24 protein-coding genes are annotated in these 26,728 nt (G+C 39.4%); 8 read left to right on the top strand and 16 right to left on the bottom strand.

Features of this window, described 5'->3' with window-relative positions:
* Positions 1-252: 252 nt before the first annotated feature.
* The gene (locus tag OM33_RS15250; protein ID WP_040134778.1) at positions 253-1,146 is read left to right on the top strand and encodes a LysR family transcriptional regulator; all 894 of its coding nucleotides are present in this window, start codon (positions 253-255) and stop codon (positions 1,144-1,146) included.
* A 126-nt stretch (positions 1,147-1,272) separates the two neighbouring features.
* Here the strand turns inward: OM33_RS15250 and OM33_RS15245 are convergent, their stop codons facing one another.
* Genes OM33_RS15245 through OM33_RS15215 form a run of 7 tightly spaced genes read right to left on the bottom strand, consistent with a single transcriptional unit; the run spans position 1,273 to position 6,666 of the window.
* A complete protein-coding gene (locus OM33_RS15245) occupies positions 1,273-1,725 on the bottom strand; it encodes a DUF2799 domain-containing protein (protein WP_052141082.1) in 453 nt (150 codons plus the stop codon).
* Positions 1,726-1,734: 9 nt separating this feature from the next.
* A complete protein-coding gene (locus tag OM33_RS15240) occupies positions 1,735-3,117 on the bottom strand; it encodes a tetratricopeptide repeat protein (RefSeq protein ID WP_052141081.1) in 1,383 nt (460 codons plus the stop codon).
* Between the two features lie 3 nt (positions 3,118-3,120).
* Positions 3,121-3,801, bottom strand: a complete 681-nt coding sequence (locus OM33_RS15235; protein WP_234402766.1) for a hypothetical protein — start codon at positions 3,799-3,801, stop codon at positions 3,121-3,123.
* Between the two features lie 5 nt (positions 3,802-3,806).
* Positions 3,807-4,214, bottom strand: coding sequence for an ExbD/TolR family protein (locus OM33_RS15230; RefSeq protein ID WP_040134776.1), 408 nt, complete (start codon positions 4,212-4,214; stop codon positions 3,807-3,809).
* Positions 4,202-4,606, bottom strand: a complete 405-nt coding sequence (locus OM33_RS15225) for a MotA/TolQ/ExbB proton channel family protein (RefSeq protein ID WP_040134774.1) — start codon at positions 4,604-4,606, stop codon at positions 4,202-4,204. The genes OM33_RS15230 and OM33_RS15225 overlap by 13 nt, the downstream gene beginning before the upstream one ends.
* Positions 4,607-4,609: 3 nt before the next feature.
* On the bottom strand, positions 4,610-5,872 hold the full coding sequence (locus OM33_RS15220; protein ID WP_040134773.1) for a MotA/TolQ/ExbB proton channel family protein: 1,263 nt from the start codon (positions 5,870-5,872) through the stop codon (positions 4,610-4,612).
* On the bottom strand, positions 5,872-6,666 hold the full coding sequence (locus tag OM33_RS15215) for a DUF3450 family protein (RefSeq protein ID WP_040134771.1): 795 nt from the start codon (positions 6,664-6,666) through the stop codon (positions 5,872-5,874). Before OM33_RS15215 ends, OM33_RS15220 begins: the two co-directional genes overlap by 1 nt.
* Positions 6,667-7,078: 412 nt before the next feature.
* On the opposite strand from OM33_RS15215, the gene OM33_RS15210 reads away from it, so the two are divergent.
* Both OM33_RS15210 and OM33_RS15205 read left to right on the top strand, forming a co-directional pair.
* Complete coding sequence (locus OM33_RS15210; RefSeq protein WP_052141079.1) at positions 7,079-7,519, top strand: type 2 periplasmic-binding domain-containing protein; 441 nt, start codon at positions 7,079-7,081, stop codon at positions 7,517-7,519.
* 11 nt (positions 7,520-7,530) lie between these two features.
* Positions 7,531-8,667 (top strand): porin, encoded by a 1,137-nt coding sequence (locus tag OM33_RS15205; RefSeq protein ID WP_040134769.1) that lies wholly within the window; start codon positions 7,531-7,533, stop codon positions 8,665-8,667.
* 85 nt (positions 8,668-8,752) lie between these two features.
* Here OM33_RS15205 and OM33_RS15200 read toward each other — a convergent pair whose 3' ends face one another.
* Entirely contained in the window at positions 8,753-9,913 is a 1,161-nt protein-coding gene (locus tag OM33_RS15200) for a capsular polysaccharide export protein, LipB/KpsS family (protein WP_040134767.1), read from the bottom strand.
* A 315-nt stretch (positions 9,914-10,228) separates the two neighbouring features.
* On the opposite strand from OM33_RS15200, the gene OM33_RS15195 reads away from it, so the two are divergent.
* Complete coding sequence (locus OM33_RS15195) at positions 10,229-10,630, top strand: MAPEG family protein (RefSeq protein WP_040134765.1); 402 nt, start codon at positions 10,229-10,231, stop codon at positions 10,628-10,630.
* Between the two features lie 152 nt (positions 10,631-10,782).
* On the opposite strand, the gene OM33_RS22585 is transcribed toward OM33_RS15195, so the two are convergent.
* Together OM33_RS22585 and maoP are read right to left on the bottom strand one after the other, a co-directional pair.
* On the bottom strand, positions 10,783-10,929 hold the full coding sequence (locus tag OM33_RS22585; protein WP_199922592.1) for a hypothetical protein: 147 nt from the start codon (positions 10,927-10,929) through the stop codon (positions 10,783-10,785).
* Positions 10,916-11,254 carry a DUF413 domain-containing protein gene (gene maoP, locus OM33_RS15190; RefSeq protein WP_052141078.1) on the bottom strand — a complete coding sequence of 113 codons (339 nt, stop codon included), beginning with the start codon at positions 11,252-11,254 and terminating at the stop codon, positions 10,916-10,918. The genes OM33_RS22585 and maoP overlap by 14 nt, the downstream gene beginning before the upstream one ends.
* A 416-nt stretch (positions 11,255-11,670) precedes the next feature.
* Here maoP and OM33_RS15185 point away from each other — a divergent pair, with 416 nt between their 5' ends.
* Positions 11,671-12,432 carry a DUF4097 family beta strand repeat-containing protein gene (locus OM33_RS15185; RefSeq protein WP_040134763.1) on the top strand — a complete coding sequence of 254 codons (762 nt, stop codon included), beginning with the start codon at positions 11,671-11,673 and terminating at the stop codon, positions 12,430-12,432.
* Positions 12,433-12,882: 450 nt separating this feature from the next.
* Complete coding sequence (locus OM33_RS15180; protein ID WP_040134762.1) at positions 12,883-15,027, top strand: G8 domain-containing protein; 2,145 nt, start codon at positions 12,883-12,885, stop codon at positions 15,025-15,027.
* A 145-nt stretch (positions 15,028-15,172) separates the two neighbouring features.
* Here OM33_RS15180 and rmuC read toward each other — a convergent pair whose 3' ends face one another.
* Positions 15,173-16,531 (bottom strand): DNA recombination protein RmuC, encoded by a 1,359-nt coding sequence (rmuC, locus tag OM33_RS15175; RefSeq protein WP_040134760.1) that lies wholly within the window; start codon positions 16,529-16,531, stop codon positions 15,173-15,175.
* Between the two features lie 263 nt (positions 16,532-16,794).
* Between rmuC and OM33_RS15170 the strand changes: the two genes are divergently transcribed.
* On the top strand, positions 16,795-17,037 hold the full coding sequence (locus OM33_RS15170) for a hypothetical protein (protein WP_040134758.1): 243 nt from the start codon (positions 16,795-16,797) through the stop codon (positions 17,035-17,037).
* A 10-nt stretch (positions 17,038-17,047) separates the two neighbouring features.
* Here OM33_RS15170 and OM33_RS15165 read toward each other — a convergent pair whose 3' ends face one another.
* The 4 genes from OM33_RS15165 to OM33_RS15150 all read right to left on the bottom strand — a co-directional run bounded on the left by OM33_RS15165 (position 17,048) and on the right by OM33_RS15150 (position 23,626).
* Positions 17,048-17,863: a WYL domain-containing transcriptional regulator gene (locus OM33_RS15165; protein ID WP_040134756.1), complete on the bottom strand. Its 816-nt coding sequence runs from the start codon at positions 17,861-17,863 to the stop codon at positions 17,048-17,050.
* A gap of 230 nt (positions 17,864-18,093) precedes the next feature.
* Positions 18,094-21,225 (bottom strand): DEAD/DEAH box helicase, encoded by a 3,132-nt coding sequence (locus OM33_RS15160; protein WP_040134754.1) that lies wholly within the window; start codon positions 21,223-21,225, stop codon positions 18,094-18,096.
* Between the two features lie 183 nt (positions 21,226-21,408).
* Positions 21,409-22,377, bottom strand: coding sequence for a ParB N-terminal domain-containing protein (locus OM33_RS15155; RefSeq protein ID WP_040134753.1), 969 nt, complete (start codon positions 22,375-22,377; stop codon positions 21,409-21,411).
* 13 nt (positions 22,378-22,390) lie between these two features.
* Complete coding sequence (locus OM33_RS15150; protein WP_040134752.1) at positions 22,391-23,626, bottom strand: AAA family ATPase; 1,236 nt, start codon at positions 23,624-23,626, stop codon at positions 22,391-22,393.
* Positions 23,627-24,482: 856 nt separating this feature from the next.
* Between OM33_RS15150 and OM33_RS15145 the strand changes: the two genes are divergently transcribed.
* Positions 24,483-25,700 carry a hypothetical protein gene (locus OM33_RS15145; protein WP_040134751.1) on the top strand — a complete coding sequence of 406 codons (1,218 nt, stop codon included), beginning with the start codon at positions 24,483-24,485 and terminating at the stop codon, positions 25,698-25,700.
* 6 nt (positions 25,701-25,706) lie between these two features.
* On the opposite strand, the gene OM33_RS15140 is transcribed toward OM33_RS15145, so the two are convergent.
* The gene (locus tag OM33_RS15140) at positions 25,707-26,570 is read right to left on the bottom strand and encodes a DNA replication terminus site-binding protein (protein WP_040134749.1); all 864 of its coding nucleotides are present in this window, start codon (positions 26,568-26,570) and stop codon (positions 25,707-25,709) included.
* Between the last annotated feature and the right edge of the window lie 158 nt (positions 26,571-26,728).

The following is a 26,728-nucleotide window of genomic DNA, read 5'->3' as shown; positions in this document are numbered from 1 at the left end:
GCAGCGCTTGATTGGCTTTTCTACTGTGTTATCGGCTGACTCACATAGAATAACTATGCCACGCAGCCTCTGCCTTGTATAAAACCCAATCAAACTGCTGAAAAAACGAACTTGAAAGGTCAACAGACCCTAGTCATCTAACTGTGATGATTAATCAATGCAGTAATGTTAGCTTGCGACCCAAGTTTTATAAATGCATAATTATCGATGCTTATTCCGATTTTATCGAACTAAAAACCAAGGCTAAAAAAGATGCAAATTCATGACGTCGATCTGCGCCTATTGCGCATATTTGTTGCAATTGTGGAATGTGGCGGGCTCTCTGCCGCAGAATCTCGACTGAACATTGGCCGTTCGACCATTAGCTCACATTTATCAGATTTAGAAGTGAGACTTGGCATCAAACTATGTAAACGCGGGCGCAGCGGTTTTGAACTCACCGAGCCTGGCCGTATTACCTATCAAGCAAGCCTTGAGCTATTACAACAGTGCGAAGCGTTTGCCACCACAGTTGCAGGCTCTAAAAATGAGCTATCAGGCCGCGTGACGATTTCGGTAATTGATACCATGGTGAGCGATCCGCGCTGTGGCATTAGTGATGTTATTCGCGAGCTAAAACAAAAAAGCGATAACATTCAATTTGATATCAATGTGTGTGAAGCACGGGAAGTAGAAACTTCTGTAGTAAATGGTCGCTCTCTGGTGGGGCTTGGCGTAAGTCGCCATCATTTGCGTGGTTTAGATTACTTCCCACTGCATAACGAAACCAATTATCTATATTGCGCCAAAGGGCATGCCCTTTTTGATTGTAAACCGAATGAGCGCAATAAGTTATTGAAACAAGCCGAGGTGATTACCTCAAACTATATGCGGGATAAAGAAGTACGTAATGATGGCCTTAATTATCAAAATAGTGCAACCGCCTATCATGATGAAGGTATCGCACATTTGATTTTATCAGGCGCCTTTATAGGCTATTTACCAGAGCACTACGCTAATTACTGGGTTGATAAAGGACTGTTTAAAGCAATTCACCCCGAGAAATACCACTATCAAATCCCCGTAATGCTAATCACTAAGAAAATGAGCTCAGTATCGCCGCTTGCCAAAGCGCTTGTTGAAGAGATTAAACGCTGCCATCGCTAGTAGCGTTTAACCTTTGATCCAGACTTTAATAGCGGCAATCAAGTCATTGAGTTATCGCAACAAGCTTGATGAGAGGGAGTATTGCAATCTAATAAAGTTGCAATACCAAATTTTACAGCTGAGGTGCTATTGCCCTGTAGAAGACTGTCCGTTTCGGTTTTGTAGTGCTCTTCTTTCCAACTCGCGCTCAGCATAGTCGGCATTTTCTTTCTTTTCACGGCGATCGAGGTAACCAATTTTATAGCCTTTATCAAATTCTGCGCGGATTTCAAATGGACACACATTTGGATTTTCAATGTCTTTTTGCGCTAATTCAAAGCCATTTTCATAAGTACAATACTCTTTAATACCCGCAGTAAAGCCATCAAGGTAGAGATCTTGCGCATTTGGCGGTAACGCTTCGCCACACTGTGCTTTGTAACGATCAAAAGCACGCACACTTTTTCCTTTTTGCGCAGTCGTTAAACCTAACTGTTGCCAATCAGTTTGAGTACTGCATACAAACTCATCGTCTGATGATGTTGACTGACAGCCTGCTAAAGAAATAGCTGCGATAAATAAACACATTTTAGTTTTCATTGTTCTTCCTTAAATTTCTGCTTGTTGTTTTTTTGTCACAATAATATTTTCAAGCAAGGCTATTTGCTCTGAAATACCACGTGTTTCAGGGAAACGGCTTGTCACACTTTTTAAAACGGTCAGTGCCGCATCGTATTTTTGAATATCTACATACAACTGAGCGCGACTTAACATTGCTTGTTTTTGCCAGTCGCTTAGCGCTTCTGCACGCAAATAGAGGGTTTCTGCTTGGGTGAATAATTTTCTATCAATTAAAAAATCGGCATAGGCAACTAATGCCTGTCCATGATTTGGGTTGGCATCCAACGCCAATTTAAATGCGCTGTCAGCTGCATTTAGGCTTGCTGTTTCACTATTCAGTAAGGCTTTATGCAAATAAATAACGCTTTTGGTTTGCCCATCAAAGGTTGAAAGCTTGTTTTCAAGTGATGCCAAAATGGTTTTACTTTGCTGCCAAAGACCACGTTGTGATAACCAAGTCAGGTAAGTATTTAAACTCGTTAAATCCAAGTCGTATTGCGATAAATGGGTGTTAATAAGCTCGACTGCGCGCTCAAAACTGTCTTGTTGTAAATGCAACTGTGCTGCTGTTTTTAAGTTAGTTTCACGCTTATCACCAAGTAAAATGGCCATTTCTAGCGATGCCAGTGCTGCGCGAGAGTCGTTTTGTTCAAGCGATAAAATCGCCTGATTAAGCCATAATTTGCTGTCATTCGGCGACTTTGCAATAAGCTCACTTAATAAGGCTGCCGCTGCTTGGTACATTTTTGCCTGCGTGAGCGCAACAAATAACCCTTGCTGCCACTGTGCTTGTTCAGGCTCTATTGCCAAAGCTTGTTGATAGGCATTTATCGCTGAATAAGGGCCGTGCAGCGTTAAGTTTAAATATGCCAGTTGACCATACACCACCGCATCATTGGCTCCCAGCGCTATGGCTTTGGCAAAATATTCTCGCGCCTTGTGTTGATCATCTTTGATTAAGTAAAGCTGCCCTAAATCACTGTGTGCTCTAACTAAATGAGGACTTCTTGCAAGTGAAGCAAGGTATGTTTTTTCTGCCTTTTCATAATCTTCTAAGGCGAAATAAAGCTGTGCTTTTAACATCAGCATGGCAACACTCAGTTCGATATCGTAAAACGCTTCCAGCTCTTTTAATACTGCTTGCTTGTCACCGCTTTCTAATAACCCGCGCAGACGCTCGGCTGTTTCAAGTTCTTCAGGCGCAATATTGGCTTCTTTTTCGCTGTAAGGTCCTGAAAATTGTGGCAGTACAAATGTTGGTTGTTCTACTTCAATTTTAAATTTGCTGGTTAAATTACTTGCGTGACTAGGCAAGCTGTTTACAGCAATAAAAGCGCACGAAGCAAAAAATAAGGGAGTTAGTTTATTCATTGTTTATCTGCCGTAATTAAAATGGATACCATATAAATATATTGCTTGCACAGGTTGGCCATCTTTTTTTGGAATACTAAAACGCGCATGTTCAACCCAGTTACGGATCACTTCGACCATCTCTGGATAAACAGGGTCGGTGATGCGCTTAATGTAGGGCTTACCCGTTTGATCGATTATCAACTCAACTTCTGTTGAAACTCGCTTAATGCCTTTGCGCCGTATCGATAACGGCGGAGGAAAGTACTTTTGCTTCACAACCTGTGGTACCTGATCAAGTTTCTCTACTGCCATCAGCGGCATATCAAGCGCTAGACGCTGCTGTATCATTTTGGCGTCCATAGTGAATTCTGGCAGTGCCAACGACTGCACTTTAGGCAATGTCATTTTCGGTTTGTCTGCGTAATTTACCTGTGGTCCATCACCTAAGCCCGCAATGTTTAAACTGGTTTGAGATGCTTCACTACTTTGCGAAGTGCTTTTCATTGGCGGAGGTGGCGGGGGCGGCGGCGCAGGCAATGCAACATCCAATTTTCGCACTGCGAGCGTCGCCTCGGGAAGCTCCGGTGTTTGTTTTAACCAATGCAATAGACTAACAAGCCCAACGACCAAAAATAAGCTAATACTCCATGGGGCTATTGTGCAAAGTAGTGATTGTGTGGTTAGTTGAGGCTGACTTACCATCGTCATCATTTCACCTGTGTAGCTAAACTGATGTTTTCAACCCCAGCAAGCTTTGCCTGATCAATCACTTTAACCAGTAATTCTGTTGGCACGCGTTTATCCGCTTGAATGACTAATGGCCGCGGTTTAGTCCTACTCGCTTGAATTAACGTGGCTCTGACGCCTGCCACCCCGATATTTGTACCGGCATACATCACTTGCCCTGCGTCAGTAATGGCGAGCATAAGCACCGACTTTTGTAATTGTTGGCTAGAAACGGCGCTGGGTTTATCAACTTCCACACCAGTTTCTTTAACAAACACTGTGGTGACAATAAAAAAGATAAGCAGAATAAACACCACATCTAATAATGGTGCTAAGTCTATCTCTTGGCTTTTACTGTCTTCTATTTTTTGCTCTATTAACGAACGCATACAGCCTCCACCTGCCAAGTTGCTACTTTGCTTTTCAATAAGGTATGAAGCAGCAAGCCTGGCACAACAAATACCAGCCCTAGTTGTGTTGTGTACATTGCACTTGCAATACCACCACTTACCATTTCTTGCATATCGAGCCCATTATTCAATGACATAAAGTTGAAGGTACTCAATAGTCCACTAATGGTGCCAAGTAGTCCCAGCAAGGGTAGAGCAGCAAGTAAGGTTTTTAGTGCTGCAATCCAATAATTACAGCGCATTAACCATGCTTGACAGGGCTTAATAAAGAACAACAGCGACAACAGCTTGCCATAACTAAAGATGGCAACTGCCAAAAGCGCCCACACCACAGCGTTACTAAAAAGTTTTAAATAAATCGAAAAGTCCATGGTTTAAAACTCATATTTGCTGAGCTGAATCGCATTGGCTTCAAGTTTCGCATTATGGCTTTTTGCTTTTCGACTGAGTAATGCACTTAAAATCAGTGACGGAATCGCAACAATTAAACCTAACTCTGTGGTTACCAATGCCTCTGAGATACCGCCTGATACCGTTGCCGCATCACCTGTGCCAAAGGTGTTCATCATCATAAAGGTGTTGATCATGCCCGATACCGTTCCCAGTAGACCAAGTAAAGGCGCAATCGCTGCCGAAGTGGCTACAACACCTAGGTAATTCTCAACTTGATAACGGTACTTCATTAAAAACGCCACTAGTTGGTCGTCACGTTGATTGGATACAGGGTAATTTTTGGCAATTTCAACCAGTTGGTGTTCCGCACCACGCAGTTCGTCAGTACTTGATAAACGTGCTGTAAGATCTGATTTAATGCTTGGCAGCTTTAACAGCTGTATCGCTTTAATCATTGCCACGACAAATGATAACGCGCCAAAAAATAAAATAGGTAAGGCCCAAACGCCGCCTTTTTTAATGTGTTCAATAATGCCTTGTTGTTTATTTTGCAGTTTTGACGCATTACCAAGGGTTGGGTCAAACATTACCGTGCCAAGTCCTGTTTGGTTAAGCTGCGCTAATTGAGCAACCTCACTATCACTGTAAACCCCCTTGACTAAACTCGGGATTGCTTGATTGATATGCTGTTCAACAAGGCCGCCTAGCGCTCGTTCTTGGTTGTAAGCAAGCGAAATTGGGCCCATTTCAAGAACATTAAAATGTGCTATCTCACCAGATTCATCTACGACTTTTGATGGTTGCCAGCGCGGTACAAGTGCATCGACGAGCTGGTTTTGTAAGGTATTAAACACGTTTTCACTGATTACCACTTCGCCATTCGCGTTGGTAAACTGGCCAATTGGGGTACTATTTTGTTCGAAGTAGCTTTGCAATAATAGCTTTTGATAATTGTCTTGCGCGCGCCATTTTTCAACGCGCTGTGAAAGTTGTTCAACACTTAAAATTTGCTCATCGGCCACACGCTGTATTGCAGATGCTTTTTCACGAAGCGCTTTAACATCGTTAAGGGCTTGGTTTATTTGTTTTTGATAAGAAAGCGATTGTTGATTAATTTGCTTCTCAATGGACATCAACTGTTGCTTTGATTTAGCAATTCGCTCAAGCAGTTGTTGGTTAACATTTGTCTCACTAAAGGCCGTTGTACTTAATAGCAACAGCAGTAAGCTTACTAAACGAACCATCACAGACGCTCCTTATCAATACTTGCAATTGCCAATGGCGCTTTTATAAATGATGCATTAGTTGGTTTCTCAAGCATTGCTTTGATAGCTAGCAAATCAGTTGAAAACCCTTCGCTGTTTGAACCTATAAGCTGTTTTGCAGCTGCACCATGATGCCATTGCCAGCCAGACTGCTCAACGCGACCTATACCGTAAAATTCACCATCATCACTGATATACCAAGCTTGTGAAAGGCCTAAGTAAATTTGATTCACCAAACGCTCGGAGTCCCCCTCATTTGACGGTAAATGCATATTGGTGTTGTGAATTGCAATTCGTTGATTAAATTCATCAGCCGCTTTATACATGCTCAGTAAGCGTTCTAATTTTTCGCTATTTGGCAGCTCTGTTTGTTCAATTTGGGTTGTTTTAGTTTGCCAATCGTTTTGTAACGGTGGCGGAAGTAGGGGAGTAATACGTTTAACGAAAAGGTGCGCATTTTTTAAAGCTGCATCGACTGTTTGTTGATTTTTTTCAAAAGCAAGTTGTTGCTCAGTTAAGGCTAAACGCTTTGTGTCTACTTCGCTACGCGCTGCATTTGCCGTTTTGAGTAATGCATTAAGCGCTTGTTTCTCTTGCTTTAAAAGTGATAATTGATTTTTTAGTGCTTGTTCATTAGCTTGCCAGCTGAGTTGAAGTTTGCCCTTTTGACTTTCAAGATCCAGCCATTGTTGCATTAATTCTGCATCCGATGATTGCGCATAAACAAACATAGATGACAGCGCTGTCAAAGCTAACACAAAAAAATGTTTCATTGCTTATCCTTGTTGTAATTATTTCCTGCCCTTTTTAAAAAAGAATTACAAATGAACAACAAAGAAGCAACAAATTTGTGACAAGCGGCATTGAACATTAAATAAATTCATCTAGCGGTTGAATTTAAAAAGAAAATCCTAATACCTAAAACATGGAAAGCCAAAAACTCCAGCTAGAGAAAAGGGAAATCCGTAAACCCCATTTACAGCTCAAACACATCTCTCATCGATTTTTTGTATTAATCTGGTGCAAAGCTACCTAAGCCATAAATACTAAAGAAGCACGTCTCAGCAGGCATATTTCACTCAAAATTAGCCTGTATTTCTTGATAATAGGCACAAGCAGGACTACTTTTTCAATATCGTTATGCACTATGTATAACGCTTAGCGCAGCAATAATAAGGATTAACTATGTTATTACCTTCTCCAAAGAAAACGTGGAAAGTTGTTTGTGTAGTATCCACAATGGCATTAATGAATATGTCTCATGCGATCGCTGATGTTGCGGTTGTTGTTCATCCAACCAATGATTCATCCTTTGATCAAGGTACAATCAAAAAAATCTTTTTAGGAAAAACAAAAAGTTATACTAATGGTCGTTCCGCGATTTTAATTAGTGCTAACTACAGTGATCCCGCTACTGAAGAATTTAATTCAAAAGTTTTGGGTAAATCGAGCAGCCAAGTAAAGGCTTATTGGTCAAAGATTTTATTTACAGGTAAAGGAACGCCCCCTCAGGAAATGGACTCAAATGCCGCCGTTATATCAAGCATCTCATCAAATCCAGATGCAATCGGCTATTTAGATGCAAGCGCTGTAACTGACGATGTAAAAGTCGTAGCTACATTTTGAGGAGAGATAATATGAAAAAGCTTTCACTGGTCGCGTCGGCATTACTGGTTATCTTTTCACAATCAGCAAGTGCAGAACTAAATATAAGTGGATATGGTTCAATTATCGCAGGTAAAACCCTTGGTACAGTGGATGATCCACTGAACCCTGGACAAACCCGAGATGAGATTCTTACCGCCGATTTTTACGATGTAGGTCAGTATACAAATGACCTCACATTTAAAGCTGAATCAATTATAGCGGTGCAAGGTATCTACAAATTTAACAATAAGCTGTCGGTAACGGCACAGCTAGTAGCAAAAGGCGTGGATGACTTTAATCCAGAGTTTGATTGGTATTACGTTACTTATCAAGCTAACGAAGACTGGACTTTTATGGCTGGACGACGCAACATTCCGATGTACTACTTCTCAGAATATGCTGAGGTGGGGTATGCCTATCCTTGGATGCGTCCTCCTTCAAACCTATATTGGTGGCAAGTCACTCAATTTGATGGTGCACATGCCATGTATAGCTTTGAGCTCGGTGACTACTCAAACACCATAACCGCTTTTTATGGTAACGAATATTCAGACGATAATGTCGAAATGCTGTATTACGATAAGCTCTATGGTGGTAATGCACGGACAGTAAATGAGTACTGGACAGACATTGCTGGTTTTAATTGGAATATGTCGGGTGATTTTTTTGATTTGCGTTTTGTTTACTTCCAAAATGACAGAGATAGAGAAACCATTCAACAAGATGGCAGCATCAGTCCATACACACCATTCTCACAGCAGTTTATAGGCTTTGGCGGACAAGTGAATATAAGTGATTTCACCATTCTTTTTGATATGAACTATGTGGAATACGATGATGCTGTAGGAACAGAGTTCCCAACTTACTTAATCTCTGTCGTTTATAACATTGATGAATTTCAACCTTATATATCCTATTCAAAAGCCGATCATGAACGGGCAAATGTCCCTACAGAGGATTTAGAAGAACATTATATGTTGAGCTATGGTTTAAGGTATGACTTCTATTCTAACGTTGCGTTTAAAATCCAGTACGACACCTTTGTCGATCAAGGACATGAACCAACTGGCTGGGCCTATCATGGTGATTCCAGAACAATTAGTATGGGCATAGACTTTGTTTTCTAAACAATAATAAAAGGGCATTTATTTGCCCTTTTATTTTATTCATATTTCACTTTAGCAACTTCTTTTGCGATGCTTCACATTTAAATTAAGCTGTTTGATGATTTAGTTCTACTGAAAACTCATCTTGCTCTAACAACCTTTTTTCAACCGACTCAATATGGCGCTGGTCAACCCGACGCCACGCTTGTGGTATGGCGTAAACCCCGTTTACATAATCCAGAAAACGTTCAATTAAGACTGTGTTTGGCTGCCAAGCAGCTATTTTTTCTATTTGTTCCTTTAATTCGACAGGCGAGCTTGCTGACAACACCATTTCTGGCAGTGCATAACACGCATTGCCTAAGGTAATAAGCTTACCGCCAAGCTGTAGAGTTTCGAGACCAACAGTCGAATTAATGGTAATCGTTGCTTGTGCATTTTTAATTAAGTCGCTCGCTTTCACACTATTCGCAAATACCGCTTTAGGGTGCGCTTGATGTAACTGGGTAAACTTATGCGGCCAATTAGGGTGCTCTTTAAATACCACTTTTAGATTCGGGTTTTGCAAAGCATCAACTGCTTTCATCACCTCTTCAAAAAGCATTTCCATACTCTTTATCCAGGGCGAGTGAACAACCACTTGAGTATCGTTAGGCACTTGAAAGGGCACAAAAATATAATTTTCAGGCAGGCTTTCTGTGGGTGTATCGGCTACGCGATTTTTATGACTTTTAGCTTGTTCGATAGCCGCTAAGCTCGCCCCCGTTAATTCGCGCTGCATATAAAAGTCAGGAGTTCTTGGCAAACTAGATAGATAATTAACCCCTTTGGGGTCTAAACATGTTGTGTTGGGTACTAAGCCATTTTCAAAGAACATTACCGGAATAGACAAACATTCGGCAGCTGAAACCACGGTTTGATTTGGCAGCTTTTTACCATTCCAAACCACCACTTTATCCGGTTGTTCAGCTTTTAAGAGATCAATGAATTTTAAAAATCGCAGCGACTCAAATACCGCTAAATATGCTTTAAATACATTACATACAAAGTTAGAAGCGAAGAGTTTTGGATGACGTGCTTTTTTTCTCAGTAAATGATTTTCAAGTATTTCATTATGCTTAAATTGTGACAATTGGCCCAATTGCTTTATCGCACCCCACCTTGGTAAACCAGTAACATGAAGCTGTGCATCAAGATTTAAGTTAGATACTAAGGTTCGATAATATTTCGCATGGCTGCTATTGCGAGAAATAAATAAAATACGCATAAACAATAAGAAATCCGATGTTTTAGCGCAGTGTATGAAAGAAGTATGACGAAATGATTAAGCTATCAGATAATTGAAATACACACATCGGCGTTATTTCACGAAACGAATACGCAAAACGTCAGCTATATAATCATTAAACTATCATTCTAAGATTTATAGCTAACCAATTATTCAGACGACTAAAATTTGTAGCTCTTTATTTAAAATAAAAAAAGCATGTATTTACCTAAGCGCCTTATGTTAAAACACATTAAGCAAGATAAATGATCTATTAGATCAGCATTAAATTATTAAAAAAATAAAAGGCTCAGTATGATCTATGCAATGTTTGCCATGGTAGTGTTAACGTTTATTGTTGGGATTGTCGCGGTGGTTACCCGTGTAAAAAGCGTTAAAAACGGCAGTGTAAAAATTAAATACTACCGAACCATGGGTGGGCAAGAAGTACCTGAACAATTAACTAAATCAACACGTTGCTTTAACAATATGTTTGAGGTGCCGGTGTTATTTTATGTTGTTTCTACGCTCTTTGTCATACTCAAAACTAATAATGAATTAGCCTTACTACTTGCTTGGGTATTTGTTGGATTTAGAGTTGCCCAAGCGATTGTTCACCTAACATATAATAATGTACTTCACCGAATGTTAACGTTTTGGGGAGCTGTGATTTCAGTGCTGTCAATGTGGGTTATTTTACTGATTGAAATAGCATAATTAGTGCGATAGTAACTAGGGTGAGTTATCAAACTAAACAGGCTTGCTGTACTAAACCAGAATTTACCAGCTCAGCAATAAGTTGAACCTAAAACAAGTTATCGGGCAGTACAGAATGCGTTACTGCCCACTGGTATCGATTAATACGTTAGTTAATCGCGTTCATCCCAATCATAGTCATCAAATTTTTTGCGCTTATTTTTGCCTTCAAACTTACTTTTAGGCTTTTCACGCTTTGCCTTTTTACCGGTTTTACTTTTTTCCAGATAACTATCTTGTTGTAAACTATGCTTCATCATAACTCTCTAATGAATACTTTTGTTCTGTGCGAGAACTACTGGCACTTGCGCGATGAGTAACACTATGGATGGCTTTTAAATATTTGCGCCATAGCTTTACCTCGTAACTGTTGGACATTATTCCTGATTGCATGCAAGCAACAAACTCCGACTCAACTAAGGTTTCAGGTTGCATACTTCCTGAACTTAAGCCATTTAATGTATCACCATATTCCACTAAGAAATCGGCTTCAGAAATAGTAAAAAAGCCTGAACGCTCTATACCACCTGAAAAATGTTCATCATCATAAAACTTTCGACGACCAGCACGGATTGCATTTGTCATAACAGTTTTCTCTCGCTTTTCATACACAGTAGTTGTGAATTATTACGGGCAATAAAATTAGCCAACAAAGATGAAAGATAAATGACAGTTTTAAAAAACATTCAATACAAAAGGTATGAGTCCATCAGTTAAAAAAAAGCGTATGCGTAGCCAAATATAAACAACTAGCGATCAACCGTCTAAATGAGCACAAAGTTGGTCAATTTACCTTACACGCTTTGGCATAAATAACTAACTTTTAGTCTATCGATTATTCACCATTAATTAATTAAAAAATAAATGTATATTTTTCAATTAGTTAATAATTGGCTCACTGATTGCAAATAATGCCATTACATAACTAAAAACATTGATGAATTAATAGTTTCATCGGAAAAATTTAACGTAAACATAACGCTAAGGAAAAAGGGAATAATATGTACAAAACACTTTCAGCAATAGCAATGGCAACACTACTTTCAGGCTGCGTAGTACATATTGGTGGCAGTTCGAGTACCGCAGACACACATATCGAGCGTGAACTGGAATTAGATGCTAGCCAGTTATCTAAACTAGTCGCGGAAACAGGCGCTGGCTCGCTAAAAATTGTTGGTTCAAATACCAGTAGCAAAATAGTTGTAAAAGCAGATATTTATACCAGTGATGATTTAAATTATGAGCTGTCATTAACGCAGCAGGGTGATACAGCAAAACTAATTGCTGTGCACGATATTCAAGACGGTTTTCATATTCACATTAACCAAGGCCACAGCATTGACTTGGTAATTAGTATGCCGAGTGAACTTGCATTAACTCTCGATGACAGCTCTGGTGATATTGCTATTTCAGGTTTAAAAAACACTATCAAAGTGGATGACAGCTCTGGCGACTTAACAATTGATGGTGGTAAATCTGTGTATGTTGACGACAGTTCGGGTTCAATCTACGTAACTAATATTCAAGGTGATGTTGAAATTGAAGATAGCTCAGGCGATACCACAGTAGAAAATACCCAAGGAGCAGTCACAATTGACGATGGTTCAGGTGATGTTGTGGTTAAAAATGTGACTGGTACTGTGAGATTAGATGACGGTTCGGGTGATATTAAAGTGAATGGCGCTGGTGGACTAATTGTTGAAGATGATGGCTCAGGTGACGTAAATATTGATAATGTAAAAGGTGAGGTAAAGATTAACTAATTTCACTTCAATTAGAGCGTGTTGATCTTTGTGGTCTAAATACCAAACAAGCTGCTGTAGAAATCGGCAGAAAAGGTCAACACGCTCCAGTTTTAATTAATAAAACACCCATCAAAATTGCTAGGTTTAATCTAAATTAGACCTAGTAATTGCCATAAAATCCAATCATCTATTGATTAAAAAAATATTCCCCTGTGTTGAAAATGGGATACTGATTATCAAAGATCCGCGGCATTCTTTTACTTTAACTTCACACTTATCTAGCTGTGTATACGCTCATCATTAAAACAGTATTTCAGGTATAACAATACCATACAGTTTTGTATGGTTAAGCAGCATAAACTGTAAGCTTCTCTCTCTTTGTCATCGCATATACTTATTTTGAAAACAGTTAACCAGTCGTTTTTGTCACCATAACAATAATCAAATACTCAAGAAAGGAGCGTATTTATGCATAGTTCAAAGATACCTAGGTTAAGCCCATTTTTAAGTTTATTTATAATGCTAAGTATTACTGCATGTGGCGGCTCAGCCGCACCAGATGCAGTTGAAATACCAACTACCAGCACAGCTACAGAGCAAAGTCAGGTTGATATAGATCATTCTGCAGGGCATTGCGCTGCTGCGCCTGAGTTTGCAAGTCACTCTCTTGCAACTCATACGGCTACAGATTCCGGAGATTGGTCTGATACAGCAACCTGGGGCGGCAACGTTCCTGAACAGGATGCCATTGTTGTTATCCCTGAAGGACTGACCGTTTCACTTACACAACAATTAGATACACGACTATCACTGGTTCGTATAGATGGCACACTTACCTTTTCGCCCAATCAAGATACGCGCCTGCTAGTAGATACCCTTTACAGCTCGTGTAGCGGTACACTGCAAATTGGCACAGCAGATACTCCCATTGAAGCATCAACGAAAGCAGAAGTTATTTTTATCGATGAAGGTCCCGTTAATGATTCATCATTGCTTAGTCGAGGTGCTATTTTAGCTGGAACAACAACGATTTACGGGGCAGAAAAAACTCATAGGGCAATCATATCACCACAAGCCGAGCAAGGTGCTCAAACCATAAACCTTCGCACAACCCCATCAGGTTGGGAAGTTGGCGACCAATTAGTTATTACAGGCACTCGTATGTTTGATCCCGCGAGCGATGAAATAAGAGTAATTAGTGAGGTTAATGGTGATCAGGTGTATCTCGACCAACCATTAGCCTACGATCATACCGCACCAACACCTGAACTAAACGTGTATGTCGCCAATGTTACAAGAAACGTTGAATTTCGTTCAGAAAATACCGAAATAGCGCATCGTGGCCATATTATGTTTATGAGCTCACAGGTTGATATAAATTTTGCTCAATTTACCGAGCTTGGCCGTACAGATAAAACTCGCCCACTCGATGACGTTGAATTTGTGTTCGATGATCCAGAAAGCAACGGAGATGATGCGCCTGCATCAGCAACAGTCATAGCGCTAGGCGGTTCAAATGTGCGAGGTCGCTATGCCGTTCACTTTCATCAAATTGGCACGCACGCAGAAAGCATGGCAGCGCTAGTTAAAGGGTCCGTAGTATTTAAAGGGCCAGGTTGGGGATTTGTAAATCACTCTTCACACGTTAACTTTATTGATAATGTCGCTTATGACCTACAAGGCGCTGGATTTTATACTGAAGCTGGCGACGAAATTGGTAGCTTGGAAGGAAATATTGCTATCCGCAGTGTTAATTCATCATTTACTTTGGATGATCAAAATGCCATTGACCCTGATCTGCGAGCTGCCAGAATGGACTATGGCCATGATGGTGATGGCTTTTGGTTAACAGGTCCACGAGTGAGACTAATTAACAATGTCTCCGCGGGTGCATCTGCTCATGGCTTTATTTATTGGAGTGATGGCATTATTAATCCAGCTGCTGATATTGCAACTCGCGTTTCAATTCCGGTATCTCAACTAGCGAATGGCCACTTAATTCCAAACAGAGAATCGGTTCCGGTTTGGTGGGCACCAATGGCTGAAAGTCGAGGTAATGAGTCTTATGGTGCAACCATCGGATTTAGAATTCGCTATATTCATGCAAAAAATTATCTTGGCCGCGATGAACAAAGTGACTTTCATCATTCACCGCCGCAAGCGTATATCGATACATTAACACCTAGTGTGAATGACCTTACTGTATGGGGAAGTCGTGACGGTGTGTTACTTAATTACAACGAACGATTGAGCCTGTTTGATGCAAATATTTATGGTGTTGGGAAAGAAGCGAGCGAATTTAGTTTCAATGAGGGAACGGCGAAATCAGGTGTGGGCCTAGATATTTCAAATGATTCAACCCATGGTCCAGGACGTATTGAGAACGTCGAAATAACAGGTTTCGGTATGGGAACAGCACTACCGGTAAATAGTCGCTGGGAGATCAACAATATGCAGCTTCACAATAATCGCACTGATATGTTGTTTATAGAGCCTGAAAATGACTCCACGGCACTCTTTTTTAATAACCTGAGTTATCAAAGTTTTATGATACATGAACAACCAGATGCAACCGAATTACCAGAATATGTGGTGGTAAGTAACTCACAATAATGTGCAGCTATTAAGACTTAATTAAGCTAGTGCGCGCGATAACGTTCACTAGCTTACTTTTTTAACGTTTCAAAACTTAGCAAACACTTAATTTAAAATAAAACTGTAAAGGGGATTTACACTTTTTATCGTATGCTTTTAAGTCTTATTCATCTTGTTCAAAGTTAAGTTCAAGCTCTGCCTTTTCAATCAGTTCTTTTGGTAACTCTTTTTGTACTGCAACACCGAGCTCTTTAAATTCAGCAGCTTGTTTAATTAAATTACCCTTGCCCGAATAAAGTTGAGCAAATGCGCGGTCGTAGCCCTCTTTTGCTTTATCTAAGGTTTTACCAACGCCCTGCATGCTGGTTAAAAAGCCGTTTAACTTAGTATAAAAACGTTCTGCGCGCTGTGCGAGCTCTGCACTGTGCTTGCTTTGCTCTTCAAATCGCCATAATTGACGCACAATATTCATGCTGGTTAATAAGGTTGTAGGCGTTGCTACCAAAATATTTTTTTCAATTGCACGTTGATATAAGTCCGGTTGGTATTTTAATGCTTCAACATAGGCCGATTCGATAGGCATAAATAAAATCACCACCTCAGGAGAGTTCAAGCCAGGAAGTTTATCGTAACCTTTACTCGCAAGCTCCTCAATACGGGCATTTACCGCACTTACGTGCTGTTTTAGCGCTTGCTCAGCAACAAATTCATTATCTGCATTTACATACTGAGTGTAGGCATTTAAAGACGTTTTCGCATCAATCACTAAATGGCGGTTTTGCGGTAAAAACACCACCACATCAGGGCGATAATTACCATCAAGGGTTTTTACATGAAATTCACGTTGATAATCGTCACCTACACGCAGCCCAGCACTTTCTAATACGTTTTCAAGCATTAACTCCCCCCAGTTACCTTGGGTTTTCTTTTGTCCTTGTAGTGCTGTTGTTAATTGTTCAGCTTGAGAAGTAATGGCTTGATTAAGTTTTTGCAAGTGCATTAACTCCGCTTTCAGCTCTGAGCGTTGTTTTAACTCTTCGGTATGAATGGTTTCTACTTTTTGTTTAAAACCTCTGAGTTCCTCTTGCATAGGCTTGAGTAAATTTGACACGCTCTCTTGATTCAGCGACTTAAATGCTTGGCCTTTTTCTTCAAATATTTGGTTGGCGAGTAACGAAAATTCTTTTTTAAGTTCTGACTTCGCATCCTGTAGGCTGGCTAATTGCTGTTGATAGCTGTGTTCCCTTTCAGTAAGGCGCGTTTGCAACGCACTGTACTTAATACGCAATTGATTGGCGCGTTCTTGCTCTTGCTGCCAGTTAGTAAAATTTTGATCTGAGGTTTCTACAAGCGTTGCTACTTTTTCTTCCAGCCCTGATTTTTCTTGTAAATGCTGAGCTTCGAGCAAAGCTATTTTATTTTTATGACGACCAGCTATTACCAAAATAGTCACTAAAAACACAACGAACAGACATAAAAATGCCGTAATCACTATTTCAGGTTGGTTTAACAAAGCTTGCATGAGTTTTTCCTAAACGAGACAACAGTTTTAGTATACCTTTTTTGCGATTTAACCCGCACATTATTCAATTATTTAGCAAGCCACATGTAAAACTTCTTAACACCTTATTCAGGAATGAGTAAGTAAAAATGTGATTTATTAGCTAGTAAAAATGTGATCTGTAAACATCTTTAACAGGTCAAAAAACGTGCTATTTATTTTTTCATTAAAGTTAGCTTTAATAACCTTAAATCACGCTTTGCTTTAAATAAAAAGGCTTAAATATGAATACATTAGATAATTTTTTAAAAGCACAAAACGGCTATAAAAAACTACTTAAGCTTGAACAACAATTGATAAAAAGTGCAGTAAAAGAGTATCAAATTTCCGAGTTAGTAAAACAGTGTTCCGAGGCGAGAACAGTCCGAAATCAGCAGCTTTTCGCATTACTGCAAAGCCAGACCATGGGTGCACTTACTTTTGTTGGTATATTAATGATCCCATATTTAACACTGATGGCATTTTAGAAACCAAGCATTAACTAATATAGGGTGATAGCTGTTTTCGGCACTCAGGCTCTATCACTATTTGCTGCTGCTCAGCGGCAGCCTGGTAAATATCTAATCGCAAATGCTGAAGTAAGTATTTTAATAACGCAGCGCGGGTTTTAAGCACCAATTTTTGATCTTTCATTTGGTAGTCATGCGCAATAACCTGTTTTTGTAGATCATTTAAACGGTGATCAGGGCACACCACTAATTCAACTTCTGTTTGCCAACGGATATCCTGTGATTGATCATGAGAAGCATCCCCTTCAAAAGCATACTCCCCTGAAAAGCGCGATAATACAAAATCGCGATAATCTTGGTTTTTCTCACAAAATGCGCGTACATGATATCGCGTTCCATCAAAAACCAAACTGTGTGGTTGGATTATACGGTCTTCAAACTCAGGGCTAGACAACGAAATATAACCAATATCTAAACGTAATTGGTAGCGGATTGCTTGTAAAATTGGCCTTACAAGTTGTGGGCTAATATTACGATGTACTTGCGGTAAGGTTTCAACTAGTGAAGTAACCGCTTGGCTTGATTGTAAATTAAAGAGCGCATGGTAGGTTGAAAACGCAAAGTCGATAAATTGCGGCGTGAAATTTGGCTTGGCAATATGTGCACGCTGCTGGCTAATAAATTCAAACCCCGTAGGATTGAGCAACTTGTACTCTGATATATACTTTTGCGCCGTGGGCCGACTTGTTTCAAAATAATCCATTAATTGACGGGCATTCAATTTACCTTCCCACAGTAACAATGCTTCAATTACCTGATAGCGTTTTATATCTTCCCAACGCATGAAAATGCCTTACAAATGCAATTTTTATTATTTAAAGTTATTTTGACGTGCTAGAAAGAAAAAAGCCAGACACATTGTGTAATGTATCTGGCCAAAAAATTACTAACTTAGTAATCAACGGGAAATCTACTAATCCAGGGATGGATTTAGACAACAACAGCAATTCATCATGTTATCTGTTTTAATAGACTAGCCGTTTTCAGTTAAGTTCAAATTTATTTTAAAAAAGTTTACGATCCTATTAATTGCAACAGATCTTGCTCACTAAAATCAGAGAAACCATGGCTATTACTATCAAAAAAGCGCTCAGCTAAAGCGGCCTTTTCTTGCTGCATGCGCTGCACTTTCTCTTCAATACTATTTTGACAAATCAGTTTATAAACAAACACCGGTTTATCTTGCCCAATACGATAGGCTCTATCAGTCGCCTGACGCTCCACAGCAGGATTCCACCACGGATCATAATGAATAACGGTGTCAGCAGCTGTTAAATTAAGCCCTGTTCCGCCAGCTTTTAAGCTAATTAAAAACACACTGACATCACCTTGTTGAAACTTATCAATGGCTTTTTGACGGTGACGGGTTTGCCCTGTTAATAAGCTGTAGTCTATGCCTATTTCATTTAATTTTTGCTCAATCAGTGACAACATGCTGGTAAATTGGCTAAAGATAATTACTTTACGCCCTTCTTTAAGCATTTCAGGCAGGGTCTCTGCGAGGTAGTTTAGCTTGGCACTATTGATTGCTTCTTCTGGGGCGCTCGACTTATTAATTAAGCGCGGATCGCAACAAATTTGTCTGAGTTTTAACAGTGACTCTAAAAACAGTAACTTACTGGCCTGCTGTTCGCCGGCTTCAAAAATAGACTTAACTTTCGATTCAATTTGTTCGCTGACTTTTTGATACAAGGTCTTTTGCGTATCACAAAGCTCAATCACTTTGACCATTTCAGATTTCGCCGGCAACTCTTTTGCCACTTCCGCTTTGGTACGCCTTAAGACATAACCCGCAATAATATCGTTCAATTGCTCAGCGCGGTACGCATTATTTTCTTTTTCAATTGGTTGCTGGAAATGGTTTTTAAAGTAAGCCGTACTGCCAAGTAATCCTGGCATGGCAAAATCAAACAGTGATTTTAGCTCTGAGAGGTTATTTTCCACCGGCGTGCCACTTAAGCATAAATGGAAATCACCTTTCAGTGCTTTAGCAAAACGCGACACTTTAGATTGATAATTTTTAATAGTTTGCGCTTCATCCAAAATAATATTACCGAAGTGCATTTGCATATAATGCTCGTGATCGCGCAGTAAAAGCGGGAATGATGTTATAACAACATCAGCCGTTGATGCTTTAGCCAACAACTTTTTGCGGTTTGCCCCTTGTACCGCGACCAATTTTAAGTCAGGGGTAAATTTATTAGCTTCTATCAGCCAGTTATTAACTAAACTAGTTGGGCAAATAATTAAGCTTGGTCCAGCGTTGCGTTTCGCTTCTTTTTGGCTTATCAAAAAGCTTAGTACCTGGATTGTCTTACCTAAGCCCATATCATCAGCCAAAATGCCACCTAGACCGTGTTTCTCTAAAAATTGTAACCAAGCCAAACCTTTAAGCTGATAATCACGTAGCGTGGCATTGAGGCCCGTTGGTAAGTTAGCCGTTAAACTGTTTTCACTGTGTTTTAAGTAAAACAACTCGGCCAATTGCTTATCTTCAATAGAAAATAGCGTGCTTTCACACATGCGTAGCAAAGTTAGTGCAGACAGCGGCAAGGTAAAGCGTTTTGGCCAGCGTTTTTCACCATAGTATTGATCAATAACATGTTTTAAATTAAGCGCATCATCACGACTGACTACAAGCCAACGATCTTGGTGGTAATTGATGTAATAGCCTTTATTAGCTTTGTTGTTTATTAACGCCGCTTTCTCACGTAATAAGTTAAAATCTAATACCAGTTGATCCACTGAAAAGTTAATATCTAATTGCAATTTATTATTGGCAACACGTGATAAATGCGCCACTAATTTCGCTTCAGATGGCATTTCCAATTGCTTGGTTGGTTCACTCACTTTCCATAAATGACTTTTAAGCTCATTACAGACTTCATTGATAAACCAGTGCCACTGTACTTGGTTTTCATTAGCTGGCGGAAAACGAAAATAACGAATAGTGTCTTCGATTGAAATAAGCTCTAAACCATAGTTATTAAGCTGATTGATACATGTGTTTTCGAAGGCACTATTGTGTACAGCGGTTTTATAATTAAAGCTCAATGCTAAAGTAGGCAGTTCGTCGACTAGCTCAAAACGTAAACACGGTTGTGGGGTCGTAGATTGCCCTTCACTGTCTACGAGGTGAGGGACAAAACCAAAGCCATAGAGCCCATTAAGTTTATCTTGTGCTTGCGCATAGCTACTTTTTTCAACCGCAGGCATGGTTAAAAGCAAACTCATTTCATCGCTGGCGAGGCTAGTATCAATTTCACCCACTTGTTTTGTTTCTAAATCAATAAAATAGGGAGGTGTGGTTGGTACTAATACCCAATTGTGATGATCATTTATGCTGAGTTTAAGTTCGGCACCGAGCTCATTTTCTTGCCAGTCAATCGCCAGGGGCTCTTTATGAATAAGACTAAGCGGTGTGCGCTCATCTCCCCAATAACAGCGTTTGGTTTCAACAAGTTTTGCCAGTGCCAATGCACCCCACTCTCCGGTTAAGGTGAGTTTGCCTAAAGTATTTTGTGAGCGGATCCAACTAAACAAGCGGAAGTCTTTTTCGTCGAGATCTTTTGGGGTAACTTGTGAAGACAACTGTTTAGCCGTTAATGCACGACCCAACCCATAATTATTGTCACTGCGTGGAGCTATTTTTGGCAATAACACGATGTCATCACCGTTTTTTTCTAAACTAAACAACAACACATTGTCGGCTTGGTTTTCTGATTTCGACTTCAATGCTTCTAAGCGGGTAAACCAGTCATGCAACAAGTAATTTTTACCAAACTCGCCTGAATGCTCTGTTTTGAGCGATAAAAAGACCGCAGCAATGTGTTCACATTTTTGCCCTAAACGGCAGGAACATGAAGTGGTTACTTGTGGTTGGCCATTGCGTTGTTTAATCGTTGCTTGCGGGTAAAAGGTTTCGCCTTGTTGATTAGCAACTTCACCATTGATTGATTTAAAACCATCACTGGCTTCACGCCATAGCACCAGTTCATTGCTTAAATAATCTTTTGCTTTTACGAACACAGCAGGCTTAAAAAAACGTTTTAAGAACGACTCAGTCAGTGGAAAACTAGCCTGTTCCTCGTTTTTAATTTCATCAAACAATGCAAGTAGATCGTTTTTTGACAAGCGCTGTGACATATCGGGGGCTATAAAAAATCAATAATTCTGCCAGTATATGGTGATTTACTCGGCCAGCAAAGCGAATTCTGGTGATTTATGACGAATTTATGATATTGATTAGCTTGTGATTAAAAAATGATAGTAAAAAGCGCATTTACTGGCCTGTAAATGCGCTTAGTAAGAAAGTTTAACTGTGTTTAATTAGTTAAAGTTAGCTAGCAGCTTAGTTAACTGCTCCATGCGTTTATCGGTGAGGACACGATTATCAATTTTGATAACAACGTCACCACTTTTGCCATGTTTTTGCGCGCTAATGTAACTGTTACCCATATCAATCATCTCACGAGCTTTGCTATTCGTTGGTTCTGAATAAGTGAGTTCACGGGTAATTGCCAGAGCCGTTTTATCATCAGTATCGAGGGTAAGTTCCGCTAAACGCTGTTTTACCTCAGCCACTTTTGCAGCAAATTGTTCCACGTCTTTTTCACGCGCTTCAATTAGCTTCTTTGCCACTTCGCGGCCAACATGATTTGCTGTTGGGTACAGTGATAAAACTTCTTGCGGTAATTTTTCATATGCCTTTAATGCATCAGCAATCGCAGTGTGCGACACCCCTTCAATTTCAGCTAACTCGCGGTACGATCCTTTGCGACCTTGCTCAATCAGATCTTGCTTGGTTTGCGCATACGCTTGACCGAGCTCCCATAAACTAGGCGCAATATATTGATCAGATGAAACCGCTAAAATTTTTGCATCTTCTTCGGTGAAATCAGGTGAACTTAACACAAGGTAATCACTGCCCGAGATCATACACGCTTTACGACGACGAGAACCCGCAAGCACCACCTCTTGATCGCCTTGCTGCCAGCAAAGCGCCGGGTGTTGGTTACGACCATCGCTTTTTATGCTGGTGATTATATCTGACACAGACTTTTCATTTAGCAGTGCTTGTACACGGCGGTTTTTACCATACACGTTTGTGCTGTGTGCAATTTCTTGATTCTTAATTAGTTTGCAGTACAACTTAATTTCACGATTAGGATCGGAAGGTGCAGGCATGGTGATCTGATCACCCGCTTGTGCGTTTTCTAATAAAGCATCTAAACTGCTCGATTCCACTGCCGTTGCAAAGGGATCGATTCGAGTATCATTTTTACGTTTTTTTGCCATTGTAAAACCTAAATTAAGCTGTTTCTAACTGACATTGGGTTGATGACCAATTTGAGCGGATCAACATTTCCAGTTCATCGACCACATCTTTGATATTTTCTTGTGATTTAATCAGTGATTCGCGACTGGCTAAACTGTCAGATGTTTTTTGATCGAATATTGTATTAAAAGATGAAGAACTAGCAGTAATTGCTGAGCTATGGTTGATTGGGTAGCTCATTACTTGACGACCAAAAGCACTGCGCACATCTTTAACAATATCGCGTTGTGAGTGATTGCCTTTTACATAGTTCGTTACTAAGAATTGCATAAAGTCCCAGCCATTATGACCGAGTGCAGCAACGGTATGATAGATCTCACCTAATCGTTTTAAATATTTATTATTTGCATCAAAATCAACCGCTTCTGGGTGCACAGGGATCAGCATTGAGGTTGATGCCATTAATGCATTGTAAAACATGAAATTGAGAGAAGGCGCTGTATCGATCAAAATAATATCAAATTGATCTTCTACTGGTTTTATGACTTTATCGAGCAATTTATGATAGTGCTGAGATACTTCGTAACCTTTTCCTTCTTTTAACTGAGTTGCAGTTTCGTGTTCAAAGTAAAAATCATCCATTCCTGAAGGTAAAAAACGAATATTTGGAATATGAGTTGTGACAAATGCACTTGAAACAACTTCTTCCCATGTTTCGCCGTCTTCTAGGTCGATGCAATCACGCATTAAATCACCAACAGTAATGGGATCAGGTTCAGCTGGAGGGAAAAAGCTAGTCGATGAGCCTTGCGGATCAAGATCAATAATACCAATGCGATAACGTTTAATATTTGTTGTTGCCAGTGCTGCCGCTATATTAACAAGGCTTGTTGTTTTACCACATCCACCTTTAAGTGAATTTACCACAATGACTTGTAGCTTATCGTCTGCAGTACGATTGTCTGCAGGAATGCCCATAATATCAGCCATCTGATAAATATTGCTTAGTGTATAGGCATAATGACCATTTGCACCTTTTTTAATATCGAGGTGATCAAAGTCTCCTTGGTCATGACGGCGCTTAAGAGTACGGTTATTACAACCAAGCAAATCAGCTGCTGCTTTTTGTGTGTACGTTCTTAATTCTTTTTCATCTGACTTTATATGTGCACGGTAATGCTGAATACGTCCTTCTAGGGATTCCTCAGCTACCTTTGCTGTTGCTTTAAGAAGCTTATAGGTACTTAACGCATTTTGTGTGATTGTCATAGCTAAACCTTAACACTTACGTGTATTATGCAAATGTCCATTAAATTTGCTGTTTTCACTATTCTATGACGACATCTATTTAATTGAAAGAAAAAAATAGCGTTTTATTGCCTTACTTATTTACTAAGGTATAAAAGATAAGTTTAAAGGTGGTTAAATACTAAGGTATTTAAGATTAGGGCTGTGAATTGTTAATATAACTTGTTGTAAAAAAACAATTTTATATTTTTTTCTGGATCGTGTTTTTACTTGGTAAAGATCCGTTTTATATCTACAGTGAGATCAGCCTTTTACTGAGTGTTTTTTATATTCACCGTTAATGTACAGTTTATGCACAGCACAATTCACAAAAAAGGGCGTTGAGATCAGGTTTTAACCAAGATAATTGATTGAAATTGAATACAATTTTAATCAATTACAAAGATCACGTTAATTAAGATCGGATCCTAACTTGGTTGAGATCAGATCCCTACTAATTCGATCTTAAGTTATCCACAATCGCTTTGTTAAACACCTATTTTTACTGGCTCAGAACCGTTTTTTACTAACTGAAGGGCTATTTTGGTAAAAAAAACCAGATTTATACTAATAAATCGGCCTTTGAGTTGGTAAAATATCGTTCTGAAAACGTTTTGTTAGTAAAAAAGTGATCTCAGTACGTCAAAACTTGATTTGCATGTACGTTTTTTGAACGCATTAACAAGCGAAATGTTATTTTACTTCATTTTAGTTGGTAAAAATTTGATCTGAGCAAAAAAATAAAGGTCAGATCAAAATTATACTAACTAATTTAATTAACTTTAGTAATGATCTGTGATGATATTAGCAGATAATAATAATTTAGATGGGAACTTGAATGTCTAACAAAGTAAATATCTCGGTTGAGAATCTGCCAGATACCTTACGTGGACAGATCCACGGCGTTGAAAGCGCTGTTGATAATGAGAATTTGGCATTATTTACCGACAATAAAGATGTTCGTGTTCCTGTTGAAAATGCTCGCCACGATTTACGTGCTTACTCAAATACGTTTAATCATTATGATCTTTGGGGTCGTTTTGTGCGATCGGGCCATAAAAAGCTACCTGTAGAAGAAGCACCAGGCCGAACCATTGTTACCCGCCGTATTTCAGAGCGTATTGATGGCATTCAATATGAAGGTGAGTTGAAAATTACGCCTGCTGTTGTTAGCACTAAGCAACAAGGTGAAGAAAAAGAGTTCTTAGTTTGGCCCTCTGATCGTGAAGAGAAGGTTGAACGCGCACTGATCCGCTTGGCGTCGAAAGGTAAAATTGTAAAGATCAATTTTAAGTCGGGCATTCAGTACGCGGTAGTATTTTCAATGAATGAACTGGCACAAGAGCTGAAGAGCGTAGGGCAGTCAATGCCTTATCCTCAGATCAAAGAAGCGTTAGAAGCACTACAAGGCTCTAAACTAAGCTTCAAGTATTCTGCTAAAGACACGAAAAATACCGATGTAGATGACTCATTTTATGAGTCAAATATGAACTTTTTATCATCATTACATTTTAGCGGTAAGAAAGGGCAGGGCGGCAACATAAAGTGTGTTGCTTGTTTAAATGCTTTTGTTCACAACATGATTGATAACCTTGAATATAAAGGATATTACTTCAACCGTGCACAAGAATTAAAACGTGGTTTGTCACGTTGGATGATGCTTCGTTTATATCACTTATGGCGATATGCTGCGCCTGGTAAAACCCATCACTTCCGTTTACTTTCAATTATGGAAAAATACGGCTCTATTACGGGTGATGAAGAAATTACCGAAAACAAACTAAAAGCACTGCGTCGTGATATGACGACAACGATGAAAGATTTGATCAGTAAAGGTGTAATTTCTGATTACACCATCGATAATGTGAAGGAAGATAAATCTGGTAAAATTATCGATTACGTTTACGAAATGTTCCCAACGGATGATTTCTGTGAAGAAATGCTAAGCTTAAACAAACAAAAGAAACGCTTAGAGATCCAAAGCGGTAAACGGTTAGCTGATGACGCTATTGTTATCGATAACGAAGAAGATATTGTTCAAATCGTTGAAGATTAAAGCTTTTTAGGGTGTTTCTAAAAAAAGTCGCTCAATTAAATAGCGGCTTTTTTTCTGCCTAGCGTCTGCTTTTTTCGCGTAATTCTTTAGTTGTCCGACTTTTTCTGTTTGTTCAGCGTTAAATAAAATAAAGGGTAGGGCGGCGCTCACATGGTAGCGATCTGTTGCGCTAAAGCGCACATTTACTTGCGGCGACACCCTTATTGGACGACGAATACGCAGTTTGTGATCCTTACTCAAATTAATAATGCGCTGCTTTTCCTTTTCAACCATGACATTCCAAGCTGCTTTATCTTCTGTTATTAGTGGCTTTTGGCTTTGATTTTTATGTAGAAAATCCAGTGCTTGTTTCACATTTAAATGTTGTATCGAATGTTTATGCATCCAGGTAAAACGCAATGAATACGTAGGCCGCTTTTCGTAATAGAGCTGTCGATAGAAAGCTAAGGTGATTAAGTTTGGAATCGCACTGTGCACCAGTTCAAAACGGGCATCTTTTGTTTTTTCTGATAAAACGATCTGCTTAAAGGCTTGCTTTTCGGTATTAATCGCTAAGATCAAAGATTCGATGTGTTGATCAACACCTTTAATGCCGACTATCGCTGGATGACGGGTTAATAATTTTCCACTTATATGTGGCTGTTTAAACCAATCTTGATATGCGTCGCAACAAAGTGAGAGTGCTTCATTATCTGAAAATGGTGTTACTTCAATGCTTTTGGCCGGGTTATGGTGTTCTTCTTCTTTTATTTTTGGCAGTTGATAGTAATGGCAAAATTGCAGATCAGCACTTTTTAACGCATTTTGTAGTTCAGCAACTAATTGGCTACAGGTATCAAAGTGACTGCGCAATAAAAAGCGTTTATTCATTAAAACTCCTCAGAAGCCCAGTTAAATGATGTAAATCGTGTATCAATACACTATTTCTTAATAAAACAGTGACCAATAGCTCTGTATTATCTTTCTTATCTGTTAGATGGTATTGATTGCAACAGTCAAGAACAAGCTTTATGCGCCATTTTCTGTTA

The organism is Pseudoalteromonas piratica (assembly GCF_000788395.1).
Classification (GTDB): domain Bacteria; phylum Pseudomonadota; class Gammaproteobacteria; order Enterobacterales; family Alteromonadaceae; genus Pseudoalteromonas; species Pseudoalteromonas piratica.
The sequence above is the reverse complement of the archived record's forward strand: the minus strand, read 5'-3'. Positions and strand labels throughout refer to the sequence as shown.

What these genes read in the sequence shown, in the direction of transcription:
- OM33_RS15160 (WP_040134754.1), bottom strand. Translation starts at nt 21,225, where the DNA reads ATGTCACAGCGCTTGTCAAAAAACGATCTACTTGCATTGTTTGATGAA.
- OM33_RS15245 (WP_052141082.1), bottom strand. Translation starts at nt 1,725, where the DNA reads ATGAAAACTAAAATGTGTTTATTTATCGCAGCTATTTCTTTAGCAGGC.
- OM33_RS15170 (WP_040134758.1), top strand. Translation starts at nt 16,795, where the DNA reads ATGAATACATTAGATAATTTTTTAAAAGCACAAAACGGCTATAAAAAA.
- OM33_RS15250 (WP_040134778.1), top strand. Translation starts at nt 253, where the DNA reads ATGCAAATTCATGACGTCGATCTGCGCCTATTGCGCATATTTGTTGCA.
- OM33_RS15180 (WP_040134762.1), top strand. Translation starts at nt 12,883, where the DNA reads ATGCATAGTTCAAAGATACCTAGGTTAAGCCCATTTTTAAGTTTATTT.
- OM33_RS22585 (WP_199922592.1), bottom strand. Translation starts at nt 10,929, where the DNA reads ATGATGAAGCATAGTTTACAACAAGATAGTTATCTGGAAAAAAGTAAA.
- OM33_RS15240 (WP_052141081.1), bottom strand. Translation starts at nt 3,117, where the DNA reads ATGAATAAACTAACTCCCTTATTTTTTGCTTCGTGCGCTTTTATTGCT.
- OM33_RS15210 (WP_052141079.1), top strand. Translation starts at nt 7,079, where the DNA reads ATGTTATTACCTTCTCCAAAGAAAACGTGGAAAGTTGTTTGTGTAGTA.
- OM33_RS15235 (WP_234402766.1), bottom strand. Translation starts at nt 3,801, where the DNA reads ATGGTAAGTCAGCCTCAACTAACCACACAATCACTACTTTGCACAATA.
- maoP (WP_052141078.1), bottom strand. Translation starts at nt 11,254, where the DNA reads ATGACAAATGCAATCCGTGCTGGTCGTCGAAAGTTTTATGATGATGAA.
- OM33_RS15150 (WP_040134752.1), bottom strand. Translation starts at nt 23,626, where the DNA reads ATGACAATCACACAAAATGCGTTAAGTACCTATAAGCTTCTTAAAGCA.
- OM33_RS15165 (WP_040134756.1), bottom strand. Translation starts at nt 17,863, where the DNA reads ATGCGTTGGGAAGATATAAAACGCTATCAGGTAATTGAAGCATTGTTA.
- OM33_RS15200 (WP_040134767.1), bottom strand. Translation starts at nt 9,913, where the DNA reads ATGCGTATTTTATTTATTTCTCGCAATAGCAGCCATGCGAAATATTAT.
- rmuC (WP_040134760.1), bottom strand. Translation starts at nt 16,531, where the DNA reads ATGCAAGCTTTGTTAAACCAACCTGAAATAGTGATTACGGCATTTTTA.
- OM33_RS15185 (WP_040134763.1), top strand. Translation starts at nt 11,671, where the DNA reads ATGTACAAAACACTTTCAGCAATAGCAATGGCAACACTACTTTCAGGC.
- OM33_RS15195 (WP_040134765.1), top strand. Translation starts at nt 10,229, where the DNA reads ATGATCTATGCAATGTTTGCCATGGTAGTGTTAACGTTTATTGTTGGG.
- OM33_RS15155 (WP_040134753.1), bottom strand. Translation starts at nt 22,377, where the DNA reads ATGGCAAAAAAACGTAAAAATGATACTCGAATCGATCCCTTTGCAACG.
- OM33_RS15225 (WP_040134774.1), bottom strand. Translation starts at nt 4,606, where the DNA reads ATGGACTTTTCGATTTATTTAAAACTTTTTAGTAACGCTGTGGTGTGG.
- OM33_RS15220 (WP_040134773.1), bottom strand. Translation starts at nt 5,872, where the DNA reads ATGGTTCGTTTAGTAAGCTTACTGCTGTTGCTATTAAGTACAACGGCC.
- OM33_RS15230 (WP_040134776.1), bottom strand. Translation starts at nt 4,214, where the DNA reads ATGCGTTCGTTAATAGAGCAAAAAATAGAAGACAGTAAAAGCCAAGAG.
- OM33_RS15215 (WP_040134771.1), bottom strand. Translation starts at nt 6,666, where the DNA reads ATGAAACATTTTTTTGTGTTAGCTTTGACAGCGCTGTCATCTATGTTT.
- OM33_RS15145 (WP_040134751.1), top strand. Translation starts at nt 24,483, where the DNA reads ATGTCTAACAAAGTAAATATCTCGGTTGAGAATCTGCCAGATACCTTA.
- OM33_RS15140 (WP_040134749.1), bottom strand. Translation starts at nt 26,570, where the DNA reads ATGAATAAACGCTTTTTATTGCGCAGTCACTTTGATACCTGTAGCCAA.
- OM33_RS15205 (WP_040134769.1), top strand. Translation starts at nt 7,531, where the DNA reads ATGAAAAAGCTTTCACTGGTCGCGTCGGCATTACTGGTTATCTTTTCA.